15 protein-coding genes are annotated in these 20,507 nt (G+C 25.8%); 7 read left to right on the forward strand and 8 right to left on the reverse strand.

The window, feature by feature from the left end:
- Window positions 1-149: 149 nt before the first annotated feature.
- From yidC to QZ288_RS05190, 3 genes are all read left to right on the forward strand, one after another.
- Window positions 150-3,143 carry a membrane protein insertase YidC gene (yidC, locus tag QZ288_RS05180; protein WP_295155917.1) on the forward strand — a complete coding sequence of 998 codons (2,994 nt, stop codon included), beginning with the start codon at window positions 150-152 and terminating at the stop codon, window positions 3,141-3,143.
- 70 nt (window positions 3,144-3,213) lie between these two features.
- The gene (locus QZ288_RS05185; protein WP_295155920.1) at window positions 3,214-4,365 is read left to right on the forward strand and encodes a SpoIID/LytB domain-containing protein; all 1,152 of its coding nucleotides are present in this window, start codon (window positions 3,214-3,216) and stop codon (window positions 4,363-4,365) included.
- A 264-nt stretch (window positions 4,366-4,629) separates the two neighbouring features.
- Window positions 4,630-6,888: a transglycosylase SLT domain-containing protein gene (locus QZ288_RS05190; protein ID WP_295155923.1), complete on the forward strand. Its 2,259-nt coding sequence runs from the start codon at window positions 4,630-4,632 to the stop codon at window positions 6,886-6,888.
- 94 nt (window positions 6,889-6,982) lie between these two features.
- Here the strand turns inward: QZ288_RS05190 and QZ288_RS05195 are convergent, their stop codons facing one another.
- Window positions 6,983-9,559: a hypothetical protein gene (locus QZ288_RS05195; RefSeq protein ID WP_295155926.1), complete on the reverse strand. Its 2,577-nt coding sequence runs from the start codon at window positions 9,557-9,559 to the stop codon at window positions 6,983-6,985.
- 356 nt (window positions 9,560-9,915) lie between these two features.
- On the reverse strand, window positions 9,916-10,545 hold the full coding sequence (locus QZ288_RS05200) for an NAD(P)H-binding protein (protein ID WP_295155929.1): 630 nt from the start codon (window positions 10,543-10,545) through the stop codon (window positions 9,916-9,918).
- Window positions 10,546-10,793: 248 nt separating this feature from the next.
- On the opposite strand from QZ288_RS05200, the gene QZ288_RS05205 reads away from it, so the two are divergent.
- Genes QZ288_RS05205 through QZ288_RS05215 form a run of 3 tightly spaced genes read left to right on the forward strand, consistent with a single transcriptional unit; the run spans window position 10,794 to window position 12,874 of the window.
- Window positions 10,794-11,225, forward strand: coding sequence for an Rrf2 family transcriptional regulator (locus tag QZ288_RS05205; protein WP_295155932.1), 432 nt, complete (start codon window positions 10,794-10,796; stop codon window positions 11,223-11,225).
- 53 nt (window positions 11,226-11,278) lie between these two features.
- Window positions 11,279-11,566 (forward strand): hypothetical protein, encoded by a 288-nt coding sequence (locus QZ288_RS05210; protein ID WP_295155934.1) that lies wholly within the window; start codon window positions 11,279-11,281, stop codon window positions 11,564-11,566.
- Between the two features lie 54 nt (window positions 11,567-11,620).
- A complete protein-coding gene (locus QZ288_RS05215; protein WP_295155937.1) occupies window positions 11,621-12,874 on the forward strand; it encodes a glycosyltransferase N-terminal domain-containing protein in 1,254 nt (417 codons plus the stop codon).
- 48 nt (window positions 12,875-12,922) lie between these two features.
- Here the strand turns inward: QZ288_RS05215 and QZ288_RS05220 are convergent, their stop codons facing one another.
- From QZ288_RS05220 to QZ288_RS05245, 6 genes are all read right to left on the reverse strand, one after another.
- Window positions 12,923-14,212: a Mur ligase family protein gene (locus QZ288_RS05220; protein ID WP_295155939.1), complete on the reverse strand. Its 1,290-nt coding sequence runs from the start codon at window positions 14,210-14,212 to the stop codon at window positions 12,923-12,925.
- A 90-nt stretch (window positions 14,213-14,302) separates the two neighbouring features.
- On the reverse strand, window positions 14,303-16,447 hold the full coding sequence (gene pnp / locus QZ288_RS05225; protein ID WP_295155942.1) for a polyribonucleotide nucleotidyltransferase: 2,145 nt from the start codon (window positions 16,445-16,447) through the stop codon (window positions 14,303-14,305).
- Between the two features lie 60 nt (window positions 16,448-16,507).
- The gene (gene rpsO, locus QZ288_RS05230; protein ID WP_295155945.1) at window positions 16,508-16,777 is read right to left on the reverse strand and encodes a 30S ribosomal protein S15; all 270 of its coding nucleotides are present in this window, start codon (window positions 16,775-16,777) and stop codon (window positions 16,508-16,510) included.
- Entirely contained in the window at window positions 16,744-17,679 is a 936-nt protein-coding gene (locus QZ288_RS05235) for a bifunctional riboflavin kinase/FAD synthetase (protein ID WP_295155948.1), read from the reverse strand. Before QZ288_RS05235 ends, rpsO begins: the two co-directional genes overlap by 34 nt.
- A 23-nt stretch (window positions 17,680-17,702) precedes the next feature.
- On the reverse strand, window positions 17,703-18,707 hold the full coding sequence (locus tag QZ288_RS05240; RefSeq protein WP_295155951.1) for a hypothetical protein: 1,005 nt from the start codon (window positions 18,705-18,707) through the stop codon (window positions 17,703-17,705).
- A gap of 49 nt (window positions 18,708-18,756) precedes the next feature.
- Entirely contained in the window at window positions 18,757-19,134 is a 378-nt protein-coding gene (locus QZ288_RS05245) for an STAS domain-containing protein (RefSeq protein ID WP_295155954.1), read from the reverse strand.
- 254 nt (window positions 19,135-19,388) lie between these two features.
- Here QZ288_RS05245 and ychF point away from each other — a divergent pair, with 254 nt between their 5' ends.
- On the forward strand, window positions 19,389-20,489 hold the full coding sequence (gene ychF, locus QZ288_RS05250; RefSeq protein WP_295155957.1) for a redox-regulated ATPase YchF: 1,101 nt from the start codon (window positions 19,389-19,391) through the stop codon (window positions 20,487-20,489).
- The last annotated feature ends 18 nt before the right edge of the window (window positions 20,490-20,507 follow it).

Here is a 20,507-nt window from a genome sequence, read left to right on the forward strand (position 1 = left end):
CAACAGTCAACAGTCAACAGTCAACAGTCAACAGTCAACAGTCAACAGTCAACAGCAATAAATTTATTATATTACATAGAAAAAACATACCATTTGTTTATCAAAAATATTATAAACTCTAAAAAGGTTAGTTTTTCGGGAGTATTATAATGTTTTTTGATATACTCTATAATATTTTTATTTATCCCATAGAGTTTATTATAGAAATATTATTTTATTTATTTAATAATGTATTTCAATCTAGTTACGGCATAAGTTTATTTTTACTTAGTTTATGCATCAATTTTTTATCGCTTCCTCTATATAATATAGCAGAATCTTGGCAGGCTAAAGAAAGAGCTATTCAAGATAAAATGAAACCGATGATAGATAATATTAAGGCAGTATATAAAGGAGATCAAAGATATCTTTTGATAAGGACTTGTCAAAGAATAAACGGCTATAAAACTATATATGCTTTTAGAGGTACTTTAGGACTTTTAATACAGATACCTTTTTTTATGGCGGCATATAATTTCGTACATAGCTTAACGGGATTAAGCACTCAGAGTTTTTTATTTATTAAAGACTTATCTCAGCCTGATGCTTTAATAAATATTGGAAATATCAGCATTAATCTGCTTCCTTTTTTAATGACTTTATTTAGTCTGCTTGCTGGATTCGTTTATGCAAGAAAATTAAAGTTTAAAGAAAGTCTGCCTTTATATATAGTGTCATTAATATTTTTAGTTTTATTATATAATTCACCTTCAGGGCTTTTATTTTATTGGACTATTAACTGTTTATTTTCTTTAATAAAAAATCTAATTATAGAATATAAACTTTATAGTATATTTGTAAAAAATAAATATAAATTATTAAAAGCCTATAATATATTTTTTATTACTATTACAGTTTTATTTATATTACTTATTTCTTTAGCTGGCATAGAGAGAAAAGCATATTTATCTGATTTTGAATTTATAAATGACAGATACGGATATTCTTATACTGCTAAAGTAAGATATTATAGTAAAATTTTTATTACTAGTGATATATTTTCGTTCATTGGCAGTAAAGACAAATTTGATGATAAAATAGTTAGTATTGAATATTTTGGCGATAGTTCAATAATATGCACTTTTATTTTAAAAGATAATCTTGAAAATATAAAAGATGATATTATTATATATTATAGGCTTTCTCCTAGAAGTTATTCAATTAATATATATTTATTTTTACTGTTCATAACCATAATAATAAATATGTCAAATATATATAAGTTTATATTTAATAAACATTATTTAATAGAATCTTTTGAAAAAAATAGATTAAGATTGATGATATCTTCTTGTTTAGCAATTACTATTACTTCAGGGCTTTTTATATTATCATCTCTTATATCTAATTCACCGCATGAATTTTCATCTCCTTTTTATTTGATTATAAATGACTTATCTATGAGTATAGGACTATTTTTTTTGTATCCTATGTTTATTTATGTTTTATTTTCAGAAAAAATTAAAAACTATTTGACTTTACTAGCTTTATTTTTTGTTATTTTTGCTATGATAAATACTTTTGTAATGACAGGAAATTATATAAATATAAATAATGAGTTTTTATTTGATAATGCTGATTTACTAAAATTTTCTTTTAAAGAGTTATTACTTAGTTTTTCTTTAACATTTGCAGCTAGTATTATTTTAGTTTTTGTTTTAAGATTTAATAAAAGTATATTTTTTATTAATATAAATTATATCATATTATCCGTTTTATTAATTATTTCTATTTTAAATATTTCAAATATATATAAATATCATATAAAACTTAAATATATAAAAAACAAAAACCAAGTAAAATTATCAAGTTTTAAAATATTTAATTTGTCAAAAACAGGCAGTAATATAATAGTTTTATTTATTGATAAAGCTGTTAATTCTTATTGGCTGCAGGCATTTGAGAAGTTTCCTGAATATAAGGAAGAATTAGACGGATTTATAATATATCCCAATACGGTTTCTTTTAGCCAATCAACTATAACAACAGCTTCTTTATACGGCGGTTATGATTACTTGCCTTATGAATTAAGTACAAATGGCAAATATATTTTAAAAAATAAGCATAGTGAATCTATATTAACAGTACCGTTATCATTAGAAAAATACGGATATAAGTCGGTTTTATTAGAACCTGATGGTGCTAATCTTACAGGTTCAGACTTGAGTATATTTGATAATTATACTAATATTTCAGCATATTTAACAGATTATATTCAAAATTACAGCTTGAACATTTATTTTGGAGGAACAAATATAAATTTTGAAAAAACATTAGAAATAGATCAAAAAAATAAATCTATAAGATTTTCATTATTTAGAATGATGCCTATAAATTTAAGATACAGTTTTTATGATAATACAGGCTGGTTTTTATCTAGCACTTCTTTTTTTAGATTCAATTCAACCATAAGATATTATTCTGTTTTGGATTCTATAACTAATTTTATCAATATTAATGAAAACGGTAATTATTATAATATGATATATAACTTAACTACACATGATCCTTATTATTTCAATTCTGACTTTTTACCTCATTTGATTGTGAAAGATATTGATAATAAGGATTTAAATATGTACGGCAGTGAAGTTAATGCCAGATTTTTTTATGCTAATGTTGCTGCTATTAATTCTTTAATAAAGATTATAAAATATTTAAAATACAATAATATTTATAATAACACTAAAATAATAGTGGTTTCAGATCATGGAGCAGATGTATATAATAATTATTTATATTCTAATAATTTATCTTTTGTAGCTTATATAAATCCAATATTAATGTTTAAAGATTTTAATAGTGAAGGAAATATAAAAATTAACACCAATTTTATGACTATAGCTGATACTCCATATTTAGCAACTAAACATATTGATAATGCAGTAAATCCATTTAACAATAAAATTATAACAAATGATTATAAAAATAATGGAGTTAATATAATAAGTGTTGATTCTTGGAAGGCTGAAGCACAATTAACTAATTCATATAACTTTAATTATTATTATTTTGTTAAAGATAATATATTTGATAAAAACAATTGGAAAAAATTTAAAATTGATTGGAAAAATAAAGAATCAAAACAAGTAGAATTAAAATAAATAAAGTAAGTTTTGAAATAACCGATAATTTTGACGAACAATTTTATATATCGCAAGGAGGCGTAAAATTATGGGAGTTAAGAAGCAATTACTTTTACTGCTTGTTTTATTAGCTGTAAATAGTATATATGTATTTGCAAATCAGAATATTATAAGAGTGCATCTTACAGATGTAAAAGCACCATACACTATTAATATTAAAGGTCCTTATAAAGCATATAATTATAAGTATGAAAGCGAAATTATATCTGCATTAACTAATGAAACTGTAATGGTAGTAGAAAACAGATTAGGCTTAAAGGTTAATGATGTAGGAGTCTATAAAGAAGGAATAGTTTTTGAAACAGAAGACGGATTTGTTTTAAATGGAGTGGAATATTATGGTTCTTTAATGTTTATTCCTTATAATGATACTATGATAGCAGTTAATGAACTTAATATTGAAGACTATGTGAAAGGAGTACTTCCTCATGAAATGTCTCCTGACTGGCCTATGGAAGCATTAAAGGCTCAGGCTGTAGCTGCTAGAACTTATGCAATGTATCATATATTAAAAAATGCTGATAAAGCTCCGTTTGATGTTGATAATACAACTAAATATCAAGTTTATAACGGTAAAGAAAAAATGAATTGGTCTGTAGAACAGGCGGTTGATAGAACTAGATATGAGATAGCAGTTTATAAAGGCAAAGTTATAGCTACATATTTTAGTGCATTATGCAGCGGTCATACCGATAGTGCTGAAAATGTATTCGGTGTTGCTGTTCCTTATTTGGAAGGAGTTTCCTGCCCTTATTGTAATGCACAAATAAAACCTTGGACTAATGCTTTAAGTTATAATGAGCTTAATAATGATTTGGCTAATTATTCTGTGCATGCAAGCGAAAGATCTTCTATAGGTATAAGCACAGACCCTAAATCAGGTAAAGCCACTAATATAAAAATTGACAACAGCGATATTACTTCAAGAGATTTTAGAAGCACTCTTTCTCCTAAAGTAGTACCTTCTCTTAATTTTACTATAAAAAAAGTTGATAACGGCATTATAATTACTGGTAAAGGAAGCGGACATGGAGTAGGTATGTGTCAATGGGGTGCTTATGGTATGGCACAAGTAAAAAAAGATTATAAGGAAATATTAAAGTTCTATTATGACGGAATTGATATTGTTGATTATAATAGAGTAAATAAACAGTTTGAACCAGATGTTTGGGGAAATTAATTTATAATATTAATAAATTAAAGACTTATATTGATTAATCAGTATAAGTCTTTTTTATTGCAGGTTTGAAAAAAATTTATTTCTTAAATATATTATTTATTAATTTTTTACAAACTATAATTTTTTTAAAAATATTATAGTTTATTATAAGTTTAAACTAAAAAAATAATTTAAGTTATTAATAATATAAAATATATTTGCAAAAAATAAAAAAAACAATACAATAATAATTATCATATAAAAACTATTTCGGATTAATTTGTAATGAAAAATAATATTTTTAAGATTTTTAATAAGAGAGTTTTAATTTTTGCTTTTTCTTTTGAAGTTATTGTTATTATTATGACATCGATGTTAGGTGCTGAGGATATATCGCTTGAGAAAAATATTATATCTAAAAATAAAATTAATTATAAAACTGCTTTAGAACTTCATAATAGAAAAAAATATTTAGAGGCTTATAATCAATTTACAAATATAATAAATACAGAAGAAGATATGCTTATAAGAGATTATGCTGTATATTATGCGGCTAAAAGTGCTTTATATGCTAGTATGTATGATGAGGCTGTAGATTTATATTCTTTATTAATAAAAGACTATCCTAGATCATCATTATACCCTTATGCTGAGCAGTACAAGGCACTTGCTGAATTTTATAGAGATGATTATCCTATAAGCAATTTCTTTAACGGCAATACACAAAAATGGATTAAGGAGTTTGTAGGAATAAGGGCTTTAAGAAATACAGATGATACTAATAAAGCCAAAATTATAGCTTATGAGCTTTTAAAAAGATTTGGATTAAGGGAGGCTGCTGTATATTATAATAATAACTTTGAAAATGAAATTTTATCCTTTCCAAATGATTTAAAATTTAAAACGGCTTCTATACTTTATGAGGCTGGATACAGAAAAACATCTTTAAAATATTTCAAAGATTTATATGATAAAAATTCATATAAAGTAAATTCTATATACTATATGGCTAGAATAAATCAGCAGTCTGGAAATAGAACTAATGCAGCTTCTTTATTTGATGAATATTTATCAAATACAAATAATAAATCATATAGAAGATTGGCTCTTTACCATTCGGCAGATAATTATGATAAATTAAAAAATTATGATAAATCTATTGAATTATATAATACCTTTATGAAAGAATATCCTAAAGATGATTATATACCAAGAATATATAATAATTTTGTTAATATTAGCTTAAATAAAAATAATTTAGTTCAGGCAAAAAAATATTTAACAAATGTAATGAATAAATTTCCTAAAAGCTGGCATACAGAACTTGCCTTGAAATCATATTTAAGAAAATCTTTGAAATTAAAAAATAAAACAGAAACATATTTTGCTGTAAAGGCTTTGGAAAAAAGATATCCAAGTTTCCGTCATGATTTTGCATTATCTTGGAATATGTGGACTGCCGAAGAGTTTGGAGATAATGATATAAGAGATAATTATTTAATGAAAACACTCCTTACAAGCAAAAGTCATTATTTTATTAAAGGTGCTTTGAGCCTTGCTGATAAAAGTATGGTGTCTAATGTTGAGCTTAGCAATACTTATCATTTAAATGAAGCTAAAAAATATTATTCAAATAATAATTTTACTAAATCTATGGAGATGCTTAATAAGATACAGTTTTTGAATTATGTTTCTACAGGAAAAGAAGATAATTTGATTAAAGAGGCTAGGGATATGGCTAAAAATATTCTTATGCAAAATAGATTTGTAAAGGATATGTATGCTGACAGAGATGAAAATGATTTATTTAATGAATTATCAATTCAGACTAGAAGAGAAATTAATAAAGCTATAGTTTTATATTATTACGGCGATTATGATAATGCATACACTGAATTTAACAAAATATTTAAAAAGACGCAGGTAACTTATCCTTTATTTTATTTTGCTGAGAAAATATTTAAAGATTCGGGCAATACAAAGAGGCTTATACAAATATCTGCCAATATAGGAAAATATTTCGGATATCCTTATTCTGATAATGTTGATTTGCTTCCCGATGAGTTTAGAAAGAGGGTATATCCTAGATATTTTGATGAATATGTTATACCTGAGGCTAAATATTATAAGATAGAGCCTGCTTTTGTATATGCTATAATGCGAGAGGAAAGCTTATTTGATCCTAAGGCTAGGTCTTGGGTTGGGGCTATGGGACTTATGCAGCTAATGCCTGCAACTGCTGCTGCAGAAAATAAAAAGGCTAGATACAGATATAATCCTTTAGATTTAACTATTCCTAAACAGAATATTAATTTGGGTGTTTCTCATTTGGGCTTTCTTTTCAGCAGTCAGAAAGCAAGTAATTATATACTTGTTGCTGCAAGCTATAATGCAGGTTCAGGAAGAGGCAGAAGATGGAGAGAAGAATACGGCACTAATAATATGTACAGAACGGGCAGATTTATTGATATTGAAGAAACTGAGTATTATGTAGAGAGAGTTATAAAAAGCTATGAATATTACAGCAAATATTATAAAGATTAATTTTTTATAGTTTTTGCCTGCATTATTATAATATTTTAATATAGATATAGCTTTAATTAATAATATAAAGCATATATAAAATTAAATAAATTATTTAACTATTATCATTTTCTTTTGTATATAAAAAATATTTATAAATACTTATAATAGATAAAATTATAAATATAATCCAGCAAATTATTGTGCTGTACAAATATTTCTTTGAAGGAGTAAATTCAAATATTATATTATTATCTCCAGCTTCAACATAAACTCCTCTGAATAAAAGATTGGCATTCAATAATTCTTTTTTCTCTCCGTTTACAGTAACAGTCCAATCAGTATTATAACGTTCTTTGGATATAAGAATTCCATTTTCAGGAGTTTTCACATTGAATACTATTTTTTTATCTGTTTCTTCAAGAAGTTCTGCAATATAAATAGAATTAGGATTATTTAAGCTTATATAATTGCTTGAATTATTTAAAAGCACAGTTTCATAAGCTAAATTAAAATTAGGCATAGTTAATCTTCCAAGTCCGTCATTGAAATCAGATGCATTATAAACATTATTAACAAATTCATATTTATTTCTATAGCCTTTAAGTTCATATAAAACGGCTGCAGAAAATTGATCCTGATACTCTGTTATTTTTATAAGCTCATTTGAAAGTATAGACTGATCCAAATATGTAGGACTTAAAATATACCTTACTCCAAGCAAATCCATAAGTCTAGGCTGATAGCCTGCATAATCATTGATTCTGAATGAAGAAAATACATCTGTAATATCTTTTGATAATCGGCTTGCTGCAGGCGGCTCTGTTAATGGTATATTATAGTAAGGCATTGTATGTGTAGTATATCTGTATAAATAAGGTATTAATATAGGCATTGTTGTTCTATTGCCTTTTTCATTTAATATATGCTCAACTATAGGAGTAGAATTGTACATTTGATTATAATTTGATTTCACTATAAACATATTTCCGCTTTGCGTTAAATCTAAAAATAATACTGCTATGAACATATAAGGAATATATTTATAAAATAGGTTTTCTCTATTTACTATTATTATATATAAAAATACTATAATACTTCCTATTATAAGAAAGCCTATATGTCCTAAGTCGTACACAGAAAATAATATAAATCCTATCAATGGAATTATAAGAATAAATTTATCTTTTATAGTTATATCTTTTAATGAAAGAGCATAATTAATTAAAATCAGTACAGATGAAGATATTAAAGCTAATCTTATAAATGACATAAATATATTTTTGGATATTAATGCTGCATTAGCTTCTTTCCAATCGGAAACAAAATGATTATATATTATTCCATTTGCAAGTATTGTTATTAATGCTGATACAGCAGATGCTATTGCTATTATATACATTATTTTTTTTGCGGCATTTATATATTTATAATCATCTTCTAAATATTTAAGAAGTTTATCCTCTTTCTTTGCTTCAAGTGCTTTGAATATATAATCGCATGCAAATGATGATAGTATTGCAAAAGGTATAGGTATAATCTCTATAAATTTATTAGGATTTCTTGCATCTCTGAATATTGGTATTTGAAATAAAGCTCCGTATATAATAGGGAAATATCTTCCGAAACTTGCTGTTAAGAAAAATAATGCTGTTCCTATCCAAAAATATTTTTCGCTGTATTTTTTTCTGCTTATAAATACTGCAAATATTATAAAAATAAAAGTTATATATCCTATATTAGCAGAAGTGAGAGAGAAATTTGAAGTTTTAGGCTCTCCTTTCATATTAGCTATTCTTCCCCAATAAGGATGAGTTTGGCTTCCTGAGTAGTATCCGAAAAATCCGGGCATAAAAAATCCTAATACTTCTTCAGGCGGATATGACCATCTTGTAGCCCATTCCCATAACTGTTTTTTATCTGTAACCCCAGCTGCTCCCATATCCTGAGTATTTTTTGTTATCATTATTATTTGTAAAGACATTAAAAAAGAAAATACTGCTGTTAATGCGAACTTTACACATAAAATAATAATTTTTTTTATATCTGTTTTTAAGAAGTCTGTTATTTTTTTATCATTTTTTTTATTATAAAGCAGATATAAAAAATAACATGATAAAAATAAAGAGAAATACATAGCAACATCTAAAGCACCGCCTAAAAATGCTGTTCCTAAAAATGCACCTGTAAAAAAGAAATAAATCCATTTTTCAGTATTCATTGCTTTTGAAAGAAAATATAAAACAAATGGAAAATAACAGTAAGTCTCAAATTTTCCTAAATGTCCGGGCAGTATTAATGTTATTATTGAATTAGAAAACATCAAGGCAGTAGCTCCGAATAGAGATGCTTTTACTGATAATTTTTTTTCTCTCAAAAATAAAAATAAGCCGTATCCCATTACAGTAATATGAAACATTATGCTAATCTGAGGATATATATCATTAGGAAGCAATGCTATAAGCAAAGATTTAGGATGAATTGGTACTGCTGAAGAAGATGCTGTAGTAAAATATGCATTATTCCAAAAATATAAATTTCCGCTGAATATTGCATCTTTAATATTTTTTATATCCCAAAGTATAACATCGCCCATTTGAAGATAAGAAAATGTTAAATTGCTATAGAAAAATAGTGTAGAAAGCAATGCAAATATGATAGGGTATATTATTTCTTTTTTTAATGATTTCATTATTTATTATTCCTCATTTATTAATAAAAGTAAGTCATTAAGCTTTTAATTATAAAAAATTTAGATATTAAATAATATATAAAAGATAATGTATTGTCAAGAAGTTTTGTATTAAAATATATATATTGTTAGCTTATTAATAATAAACAAAAAGTTAAGCATAAAAAATATAAACTTTTTTACATTTTATTGTATTTTATATAGCTAATATGCATAGTATAGAGTTTAAGCATTAAAACTTAGCATTAGAAGCATAAAATTAAAATAAATAGTAATAAAAGTAAAATAGAAAAAATAAAATGAAGCTGATAAAATATTATTCTTTACTTTATCAGCTTTTTTATTTGTAATAATTATTATTTTGAACAGAATGTTATTCTTTGATTTAAATATTTTTTATTTTGTATTTCATCTGCAAAAGCTGCAGCATAATCTGCATAACTAATTGAGCTTTCGCCTTTGGAATTAAATAATAACTCATCATATCCGATATTATATTCGCCCGTTTTCTTTGCGTCTGCTTGAAAATCTGCAGAAGGAGATATATAAGTCCATAGAACATCTTTTTTATTTTTTAATATATCAAATGCTTTTTGCATACTTTTTGCAAGAGGCTTAAATATATCTGGAAAAGTTTCGCTTTCCATCAATTGCTTTTTTGAGTCTATATATAAACTTCCTGCTCCTCCTACTAGCATTAATCTTATATTTGTGTTTTCAAGTATATTGCATAAATGTTCCATAGCTAATGAATGCTTATCAAGTTCTTTTTCTTCCCATACTCCGAATGCACTTACTACAGTATCAAATTCTTTCAAATCATCTTTAGTTAAATCAAATAAGTCTTTTTCTATAACTTTGACTTTTGAGTTATTTATTTTTGTTTTATCTCTGACTATAGCTGTAACATCTAAGCCCCTTTCTAATGCCTCATTCATAATTAATTTTCCGGCTTTGCCGTTTGCTCCTATTACTGCAATTTTCATTTTAATTCTCCTTTTTTATAAAATCTTATCTTTAATTAAAGTATTGTAATAATTATTATTACAATTATAATAACATATTTTAATGTAATGTCAAGTATTACAATTAAATTTTTTAATTTTTTATATATAAAATTATCTTATGAACTTAAAATACAAAAAGTACTATTTAGATTAATAAAAATATGTTTTTTATTTGCATTAAGATATTAAATGTATTATAATTTTTAATATTTATTTAGGATAATTCAATGAAAATTAGTTCAAGATTTACGATAGCAGTTCATACATTGCTTTGCATATTACAATTCAAAGATGAAAAAATCACATCAAATTTTATATCAAAGAGCGTCAATGTTAATCCTGTAATAATAAGAAATATTTTAATACAGCTTCAAAGAGCAGATATCATTACAGTGAAAAGAGGAACAGGCGGTATTTCATTAAATAGAAAAATAGAAAATATAAATCTGCTTGATATATTTGATGCAGTAGAAAGTTTAGACGATGATAAGCTTTTTAGCTTTCATAATAATCCGAATAAAAAATGTCCTGTTGGAAGCAGAATTAATGATTTGCTTGAGCCTAAACTAGATGACGTACAAAATGCTATGGAAAAAGAGCTTAAAAAAACTAGTTTAAAGGATATTTATAAAAAATTAAAAGATGGCGTATACAAATAAAATATATGAACTAGTTTATTGACATAATATATTTATTTAGTATAATTTAGATTATGAGTAAGTATATTTTAATACATAAAATAATTAATGCAGCAATATTCATGCTTTTTCCTATAGCAGCATTTTATATTATAGAGCATGATAATATAAAAACAGGAATTTATGAATTTATATTTATTACAGTTAATATTATAGAAATATTATTATTTGTTTCTTTTATAATTATATCTTCATTATGCGAATGGGGTACAAGAAAGCAGCATGCATTTGTGAAGGCAGGTATTTCATTTATTGTATATTTGGCAATTATTATAATAACTGTTATTGCTATTTTTAAATAAAAAAATATATAAATATTCATAATTCTTTATTATTTTTCATAAATCGGGGCTTTTATGCTATTGACATATATAATTTATGTATTTCTAATGTATTTATTTTATCCTATTATATTTATAGCTTTTTCTATAATGATGATATTTAATAAGCCCATTCGTAAAGGAGCTTTATCTAGGCTTGGTTTTATATATCCGAAAGAAAATAATAAAAATGCTGTTTGGATACATGCAGTTAGTGTAGGGGAGATAACAGCAGTTAAAGAAATAGTTTTTACTTTGATAGAAAGAGGTTATAGCGTTTATTTATCAACAACAACTGTTGGAGGATATGATATAGCAAGAAAAAATTACGGAGATAAAGTACAGCTTTTTTATTTAACTTTAGATTATCCTAATATGCTCAATAAACTCATAAATCTGATTTCTCCTGAATATGTAATGATAGCAGAAATTGAAATATGGCCTGCATTTATATATTTGCTTCATAAGAAACTTATACCCTTATATATGATTAACGGCAGAATAGGAAAAAAAGAAATAAAAGGATATAAAAATTTTAAATTCTTTTTTAAGCCTTATTTTAATATGTATACAAAAATATTAGCACAAAGCAGCATAGATAAAGAAAATATGATTAGCATAGGAATGCCTGAATCTCTTATTACAGTTACTGGAAATTTAAAATATGATATAAATTATTTTGTAGATGAAAAAAAGATAGATGATATTGAAAATACAATACCTGTAAATAAATTTGTAATAACTGCAGGAAGTACTCATCAGGGAGAAGAAGAACTTATATTAAAGGCTTTAAATAATCTTAAAATTAAAGTATATATTGTTATAGTGCCTAGAGATATAACAAGAGGAGAAGATATACAAAAACTTGCAAATAAATTGGGGTATGATTTGCCTCTTTATACAGATTATGATAAAAAATCAGAAGACGGCATTATTATTAATACAATAGGAGAGCTTTTAAATTGGTATAAGCTTTCTGATTTAGTTATAATGGGCGGTACTTTTATGGGTAATATGGGCGGGCATAATATATTAGAAGCAATTTATTTTGAGAAACTTGTTATAGTAGGAAAATATATGTATAATTTTATAGAGATATATGAGTATATGAAAGAAGCTGTTCTTACTTGCGATGATAAAAAAAATCTTTCAGATATTATACAAAAAGCATATCAAGATGAAGAGCTTAGAAATACATTATCCAAAAAAGCATACAATTTACTAATACAAAATAACGGAGCTTCTAAAAGAACTATTGATATTATAAATAAATATCAAGGCATAATATAATAATATTAGCTTTTATATGCAAAATATATTTATGAAATTAATTTGATATTATTTTTTGTATAAATTTATGAATTCGCTTGCAGCATATAATGAACCTATTACTAGTGCAGGCTTATTAATTGATTTTATATATTCAGCAGCATCTTTAAAGTTTGGTATATGCTTTATATTATTATTATTTTCTTTTTTTAAATATTCATAAGTTTTATAACTGTCAGTTTCTTTATAGGTTATAGTATCAGGAGAGCTTAAAATAATATATGAATTATAGTTTTGTAAAATACCTCCCATACCTTTTATATCTTTCTGACTTAAAGGAGCAAATAATATTACTATATCATCATACCATTTATATATAGTTTCTAATACTCTTTCTAATGATTTTGCATTATGAGCACCGTCTATTATTATATCAGGATTTTTCTGCATAAATGTAAGGCGTGCATTTATATGAAAATCTTTTAATGAATTTATTGCTTTATTAATATTTTTTTCTTTATTATTATTTAAAATTAATGTTAATGCTTTGAAAGACAGAGAAATATTTTCTGCCTGATGTTCTCCTAATAGCGATGTTGAAAAATTATATTCTTTATCTTTTTCTTTATATATAAAATCTAATTTTTCACTGCTGTTTAATATTATATCAGCATCAAAATCTTTTTTAAATATATATAACTTACATTTATTTTCCTCTGAAATATCTTTTATTATTTTAATAGAGTTTTCTTCCTGACAAGCTGATATTACAATAGTATTCGGTTTTACTATGCCTGCTTTCTGCATTGTTATCTCTTCTATTGTATATCCTAATATTTCCATATGATCATAAGATATAGATGTTAAAATGCTTATATCAGATTCTACTATATTCGTACAATCCAATTTTCCGCCTATTCCAACTTCGATGCATGCATAATCTACTGCATTTAAATAAAAATAATATAATCCTATTATAGTAAATATTTCAAACACAGTAATATAATTATATATTTCATTATTATCTATAATATTTTTTATTTTTTCTGTTATGCTTATAAAATCTTCTTCGCTTATCCATTCATCATTTACAGACATTCTTTCTCTTTCATTTATTATATGAGGGGATGTAAATGAAGCTGTTTTATATCCTATAGATGAAAGCATTTTTGACAAAGTTAAAGTAACAGAACCTTTTCCCTTTGTTCCTGTTATATGTATTACTTTAAATGTCTGCTTATATCCTAATATTTTTAGTATTTCCTTTACATTATTTATATGATTCAAATTTTTTTTATGCAAAGTTTTTTTTCCCATAAAGGAGTATATATAATTTAATGCTTCATTTATATTATTCATTTATAATTATCCGAAATATAATGCTTCAAAAAAATGATTTATAAAAAATAAGACCGTTATAAAAATAACGGTCTTTTTATTATTGGGATTTTAAAATCTTTTTTTTCTATCATATTTTCTTTCTTTTCTGCTATGATGTTCTTCTTCAACATAATCAGCAGGCTTTTCAAGTAAAACTTTTCTGCTTAGAGAATATTTACCGCCTTTAATATCTATAATTTTTACTTTTACTTCATCGCCTATTTTTAAAACCTCTTCTACATTCATAACATGTTTATAAGCAAGTTCTGATATATGACAAAGCCCTTCTACACCCGGAAGTATTTCAATGAAAGCCCCAAAATCTTTGATATCTTTTACAATGCCGTTATAAATTTCTCCAACTTCAGGATCTTTAACATAAGAATTGATGAGTTTTATAGTTTTATCCAATGCAGAAGTATCGGGAGAGAATATATTTACTATTCCGCTGTCTTGTATTTCTACATCGCTTCCCGTTTCTTCTATAATAGCTTTTATATTTTTTCCTCCAGGTCCTATTAATACCCTTATTTTTTCAGGATTAACTTCCATAGTTTTATATTTAGGAGCAAAATCAGAAATCTCTCCTGCATTAGATATAGCAGCCTCAATTTTATCAAGTATAAAATATCTGGCTTTTTTAGCCTGTTCTAATGCCTCTTTTAATATTTGAGCAGAAATTCCTGTAAGTTTAATATCCAATTGAAAAGCTGTAATACCTTTGCGTGTTCCAGCCACCTTAAAATCCATATCTCCTAAATGATCTTCTACGCCCTGTATATCTGTAAGTATTTTATATCCGTCTTTATAAGTAGCAAGCCCCATAGCAATACCTGCAACACTTGCACTTAAAGGAACGCCTGCCGAAAGAAGCGACATTGTAGAAGCACATATAGTAGCCATTGATGAAGAACCATTGCTTTCCAATATTTCAGCAACTACCCTTATTGTGTAGGGGAATTTTTCTTTTGCAGGAAGAACTGCATTAAATGAACGTTCTGCTAAATTTCCATGTCCTATTTCTCTTCTTCCGGGAGCTCCGTAGCGTCCTACCTCTCCTACAGAAAAAGGAGGAAAGTTATAATGAAGCATAAAAGTTTTGTTTTCTTTGCCGTATATATCGTCCATTAACTGAGCATCTTTTTCGCTTCCTAATGTAACTATAGATAAGCATTGAGTTTGCCCTCTGGTGAAAAGCCCTGAACCATGAACACGAGGGATAAGATTTGTCATAGTAGTTATAGGACGAATCTCGTCTAATGCCCTTCCGTCAGGACGCATCTCTTTTTCTACTATAGCCTCTCTTACGATTTCTTCTTCTATAGAATGACAAATACCTTTTACTTGAGATACTAATTTTTCATCTTCTGTTTTTGTTTTTATATATTCTTCTATTTCATTGAAAGCATTATCCATACTCTCATTTCTTTTAGTTTTATCAGGATTATAATTAGCTGCTTCTATCTTTTCTCTGCCGTATTCATTAACCATTTTTATTAAATCTTTATCATATTCAAATAATTCCTGTTCTATTTTTTGAGTACCGCAAAGATTAGCCATTTCATTTTGCATATCAATATACTTCTGCATCTCTTTATGAGCAAGCTCTATAGCACCAATAAATACTTCTTCAGAAACTTCTTTAGCCTCTCCTTCAATCATCAAAATAGCATCTTTACTTCCAGCTATTATTATATCCAATTCGCTTGAAGCAAGCTCGCTTTTTTTTGGATTGACAATATATTCTCCGTTTTTATATCCTATTCTTACAGCTGCAGCAGGACCTGAAAAAGGTATCCAAGAAATTGTAAGGGCGGCAGATGAAGCTATTAATGCCAAAGCATCGGTAGGCATATCAGTATCTACAGAAAGTACAGTAGGTATTATTTGAACTTCATTTCTAAAACCTTCAGGAAAAAGAGGTCTTAAAGGTCTGTCTATTATACGGGATATTAATATTTCCTTATCTCTAGGCTTAGCTTCTCTTTTGAAAAAACCGCCGGGTATTTTACCGCCTGCATAATATTTTTCATTATAATTTACTGTCAAAGGGAAAAAGTCAGATTCTAAATTTGGTTTCTTAGCTGCTACAACAGTTGCTAAAATAGTTGTGTTTCCAAGTCTCAAAGTTACAGAACCATGAGATTGTTTAGCTAAAAGTCCTGTTTCTAAAATTAACTCCTCTCCACAAAATACGCTTTTAACTGCGATCATATTTTACTCCTTTAAGTACAAAACACCGAGAGGGTATTAAAATTAAATATAAACTTTATATTATTTTCTTAATTTTAATCTTTGTATTAGTTTTTTATAAGCTTCTATATCAGTTTTTCTTAAATAATTAAGAAGTTTTCTTCTTTTAGCAACCATTTTAAGAAGTCCCATTCTTGAATGATTATCCTTTGTATGAGTTTGGAAATGTCCTTTTAAATAAGTTATGCGGTTAGTTAAAAGTGCTACTTGTACTTCAGTAGAACCTGTATCCTTTTCATTTTTACCAAATTCTTTTATTATTTTTGCTTTTTCGTCTGCTGTGATAGACATGTTTTTGTTCTCCTTTTGAAATATTTTCTTATCTTTTTTTCATCATTTTCTAGTAATTTTTTTACTTCATCTATAGAATTAACCTTTATATTATCTCTGACATATTTGAGCAATACAACGGTGATTTTTTTACCGTATATCATTTTTGAGAAATCTAATATATGGCTTTCTACTCTAAGCTCTTTATTAATATTGCTTACACCTATAAATGTAAGTGCCTGATAGGTGATATTTCCGCTGCCTATTTTTACTGTGGAGCTGTATACTCCCATTTTTGGTATAAAAATATTTTTAGGCATTTCTAAATTAGCAGTAGGGTATCCTATTTTTCTTCCTAAAGCATTTCCGTGAACTACCAAACCGTTTATAGAATATTCTCTTCCAAGCATTTTATTTACGCTAGTCATATCCCCATTGGAGAGACATTCTCTAATATTTGAACTTGAAATTTTATCATTTTTATATTTAAGAAATTTAATGAAACTTACTCCAACTTTGCATTCTTTTGAGTATTTCTTTAAAAAATCACTGTCGCCCATTCTGTCTTTTCCGAAAGCAAAGTCGCTGCCTACCGCAATATGTTTCATACGATAATATTCTATAAGCTTATCAAAGAACTCTTTAGCATCCATTTTATAAAATTCTGGTAAAAAGTCAATAACAATTATATAATTAATACCAAGAGATTTGATGAAGGTATTATTATCTTCTGTATTATATATTGATAAATTCTTCTTTTTAATAACTAATGCTATAGAAATTAAATTATTCTTTTTAGCATAATCAACCGTATATTTAATAAGTTTCTGATGACCTCTATGTACGCTGTCAAATTTTCCTATTGTTACTATACTGTCTTTTTTTAAATCTATCTTGCAAAAATCATTTATAATTTGATTCATTTTAGTATTCTTTTTCCATTTCCTTAATTATTCATTATCTTTTTATCGTTATTTAATACTTTTTTTAATATTAATGATACTATTATAATAATTAATGACATTATAAATGTATATAAATTCATAGTCCAATAGTTTACATTTCGTATTATTAATTCCAATAAATTATAATGTTTTATATTTACAGCAAATATTATTTTTATTATTCCATATAATAAAAGTGCATTGAGTATATTATGATATATATACTGTCTTGAATTTAATGATAATCCAAGCATATAAAGAGCGAAAAATAAAAGCCACATATTAACAAATAATAAAGCAATAGCAAATATGGGAATATCAGCTAAAGTTATTATTTTTAATGATGCTGTTACAATTGGAAATATTTCAAAGCTGAATATTATATCAGTGATGAAATTTGATATATAGCTGATAAAAGAATCCCTTTCAAATAAACTTGATTTTTTTTGTACTTTAGAAACTCCGTATATTTCTGTAACTTCATGCAAAGATATCTCTTTATCCGTAATATATGTATAATCTGCTATATATAATTTTCCTAAAGCTGAAGGATCTATTAATATAACATTTTTATATGTATTGTCTAAAAGTTTATATCCTACTTTTATTAAATAATTATCTATTTTTGTAAAATATTTTCCGCTTTCATCTATATACATAGAAGTTTTATCATCAAGTTCATTTCTCAAATAGTCTATATTTTTATCAAATACTACTATATATGCAGGATATAATGTTACAAAAAATGCTAATATTCCTATAGTAATTATTATAGATAAATGACCTACAAATTTATTCATAGAGCCTATTAATATTAATGATGAGATTGATGCTGCTATGATTACAGCAAATAAATAATGATCCATCAGTTTTTTTATTAAAATAAAATTAATATTCTGATGTATATTATTTGTGTCTAATATTTTAGATAAATATATTCCGTAATATATTATAAAAAATACTGCAAAGAAAAGTATAAGATTTATAATGTTTTTAACAATTTTCATATTTATATATTATATCTATGATAAGAAAAATTCAAGCATAAAAATAAAATTAAGCTGATTTAATATCAGTTAATATTCCAAAATTATAAAAAGCACTGCTAATATCATTAAAAGATTCTAAATAATTTGATAATTCCATAATATTATAGTCGTTTTTTACTGCTCCATTCATATTTATAAGAACTAAATCTCCATTCTTATTTTGTAATTCTTTTTTCAATTCTATAAAATAATCCCATATATCTTTTTCTATAAAAAGACATTTTGATAAATCTAGTATAATGCTATTTATATTTTTTATTGAAAATTCAGATATTAATTCTTTTAACTGAGGAATATATTCATTATACATATTGTTATATAGTGACACAATAACAATAGAATTATTTTTAATAATATAGCCGCTTTCAAATGATTCATTTATCATACTTATACTTTAACAAATTTTTATTTTTTAGTCAATGAATTTATTTTTATCATCTGATTTTTTTATAATATTATTTTTTAATAATCTAAAATATTTATTATATGAATTATATTTTAATTGATAATCAAAATATAAATTTGCATAAATATTTTTTATTATACATTTTTAATATACTTGTTATTAATAATATTTAATATATAATACCTATGAAAATAATTCAGTTAAAAAAAATTAATATTTAAGGAAATAAAAATATGGCTTTATCTATAGGAATAGTAGGACTTCCGAATGTAGGAAAATCTACACTTTTTAATGCTCTTACAAATGCTCATGCTGATGCGGCTAACTATCCGTTTTGTACTATAGATAAAAATGAAGCTGCTGCTGTGATAAAAGATGAGAGAGTTGATAAATTAGCGGCGCTTTTCAAATCAAAAAAGAAAGTTTATAATACAACAACATTTGTAGATATTGCTGGACTTGTAAAGGGTGCTTCAAAAGGCGAGGGACTTGGAAACAAATTTCTTTCTCATATTAGGGAAGTTAATGCCGTTTTACATGTTGTACGAGTGTTTGAAGACGGCAATATCACTCATATAGGAGAAGTTGATCCTTTAAGAGATTTGGATATTATATTAACAGAACTTATGCTTGCAGATATAGAAACTATTAATAGCAGAATGGAAAAACAGAAAAAATCGGCTAAAGGTGCTAAAGTAAAATCTGCTGAAGAAGAAATTGCATTATTAGAGAAAATACTGCCTGAACTTAATAATTTCAAGCCTGTATTTAGTTTAGATTTAACTGATTCAGAAAAAGAAATATTAAAACCTCTGTTTTTATTAACATCAAAAAGTATGATGATAGGTGCTAATTTATCAGAAAATGAGCTTGCCAATCCCGAAAAAAATTCTAATTATATAATATTACAAAATTATGCTAAAGAAAGAAATATAGAATTAATACCTTTCAGTGCCAAAATAGAAGCTGATTTGCAGGATTTGGAAGAAGATGAGAAATTAAGCTATTTAGAAGATTTAGGCGTTAAAGAATCAGGTGCTGCAAGACTTACAAAGGCTGGGCATAGATTATTAAAGCTTTTAACTTTTCTTACTTCAGGAGAAGATGAAACAAGAGCTTGGACTGTTAGAGAAAATGCTTATGCTCCTGAGGCTGCTGGCGTTATACACAGCGATTTTGAAAGAGGCTTTATAAGTGCCGAAGTTATTAACTGCGATAAACTTTTGGAGCTTGGAAGTTTTGTTAAAGCCAGAGAGGCTGGTGCTATAAGACTTGAGGGAAAACAGTATATTATGCAGGAAGGCGATGTTGTAACATTTAGATTTAATGTTTAATTTATAATTATATAATAA

The organism is uncultured Brachyspira sp. (genome assembly GCF_910578695.1).
Taxonomy (GTDB): Bacteria; Spirochaetota; Brachyspiria; order Brachyspirales; family Brachyspiraceae; genus Brachyspira.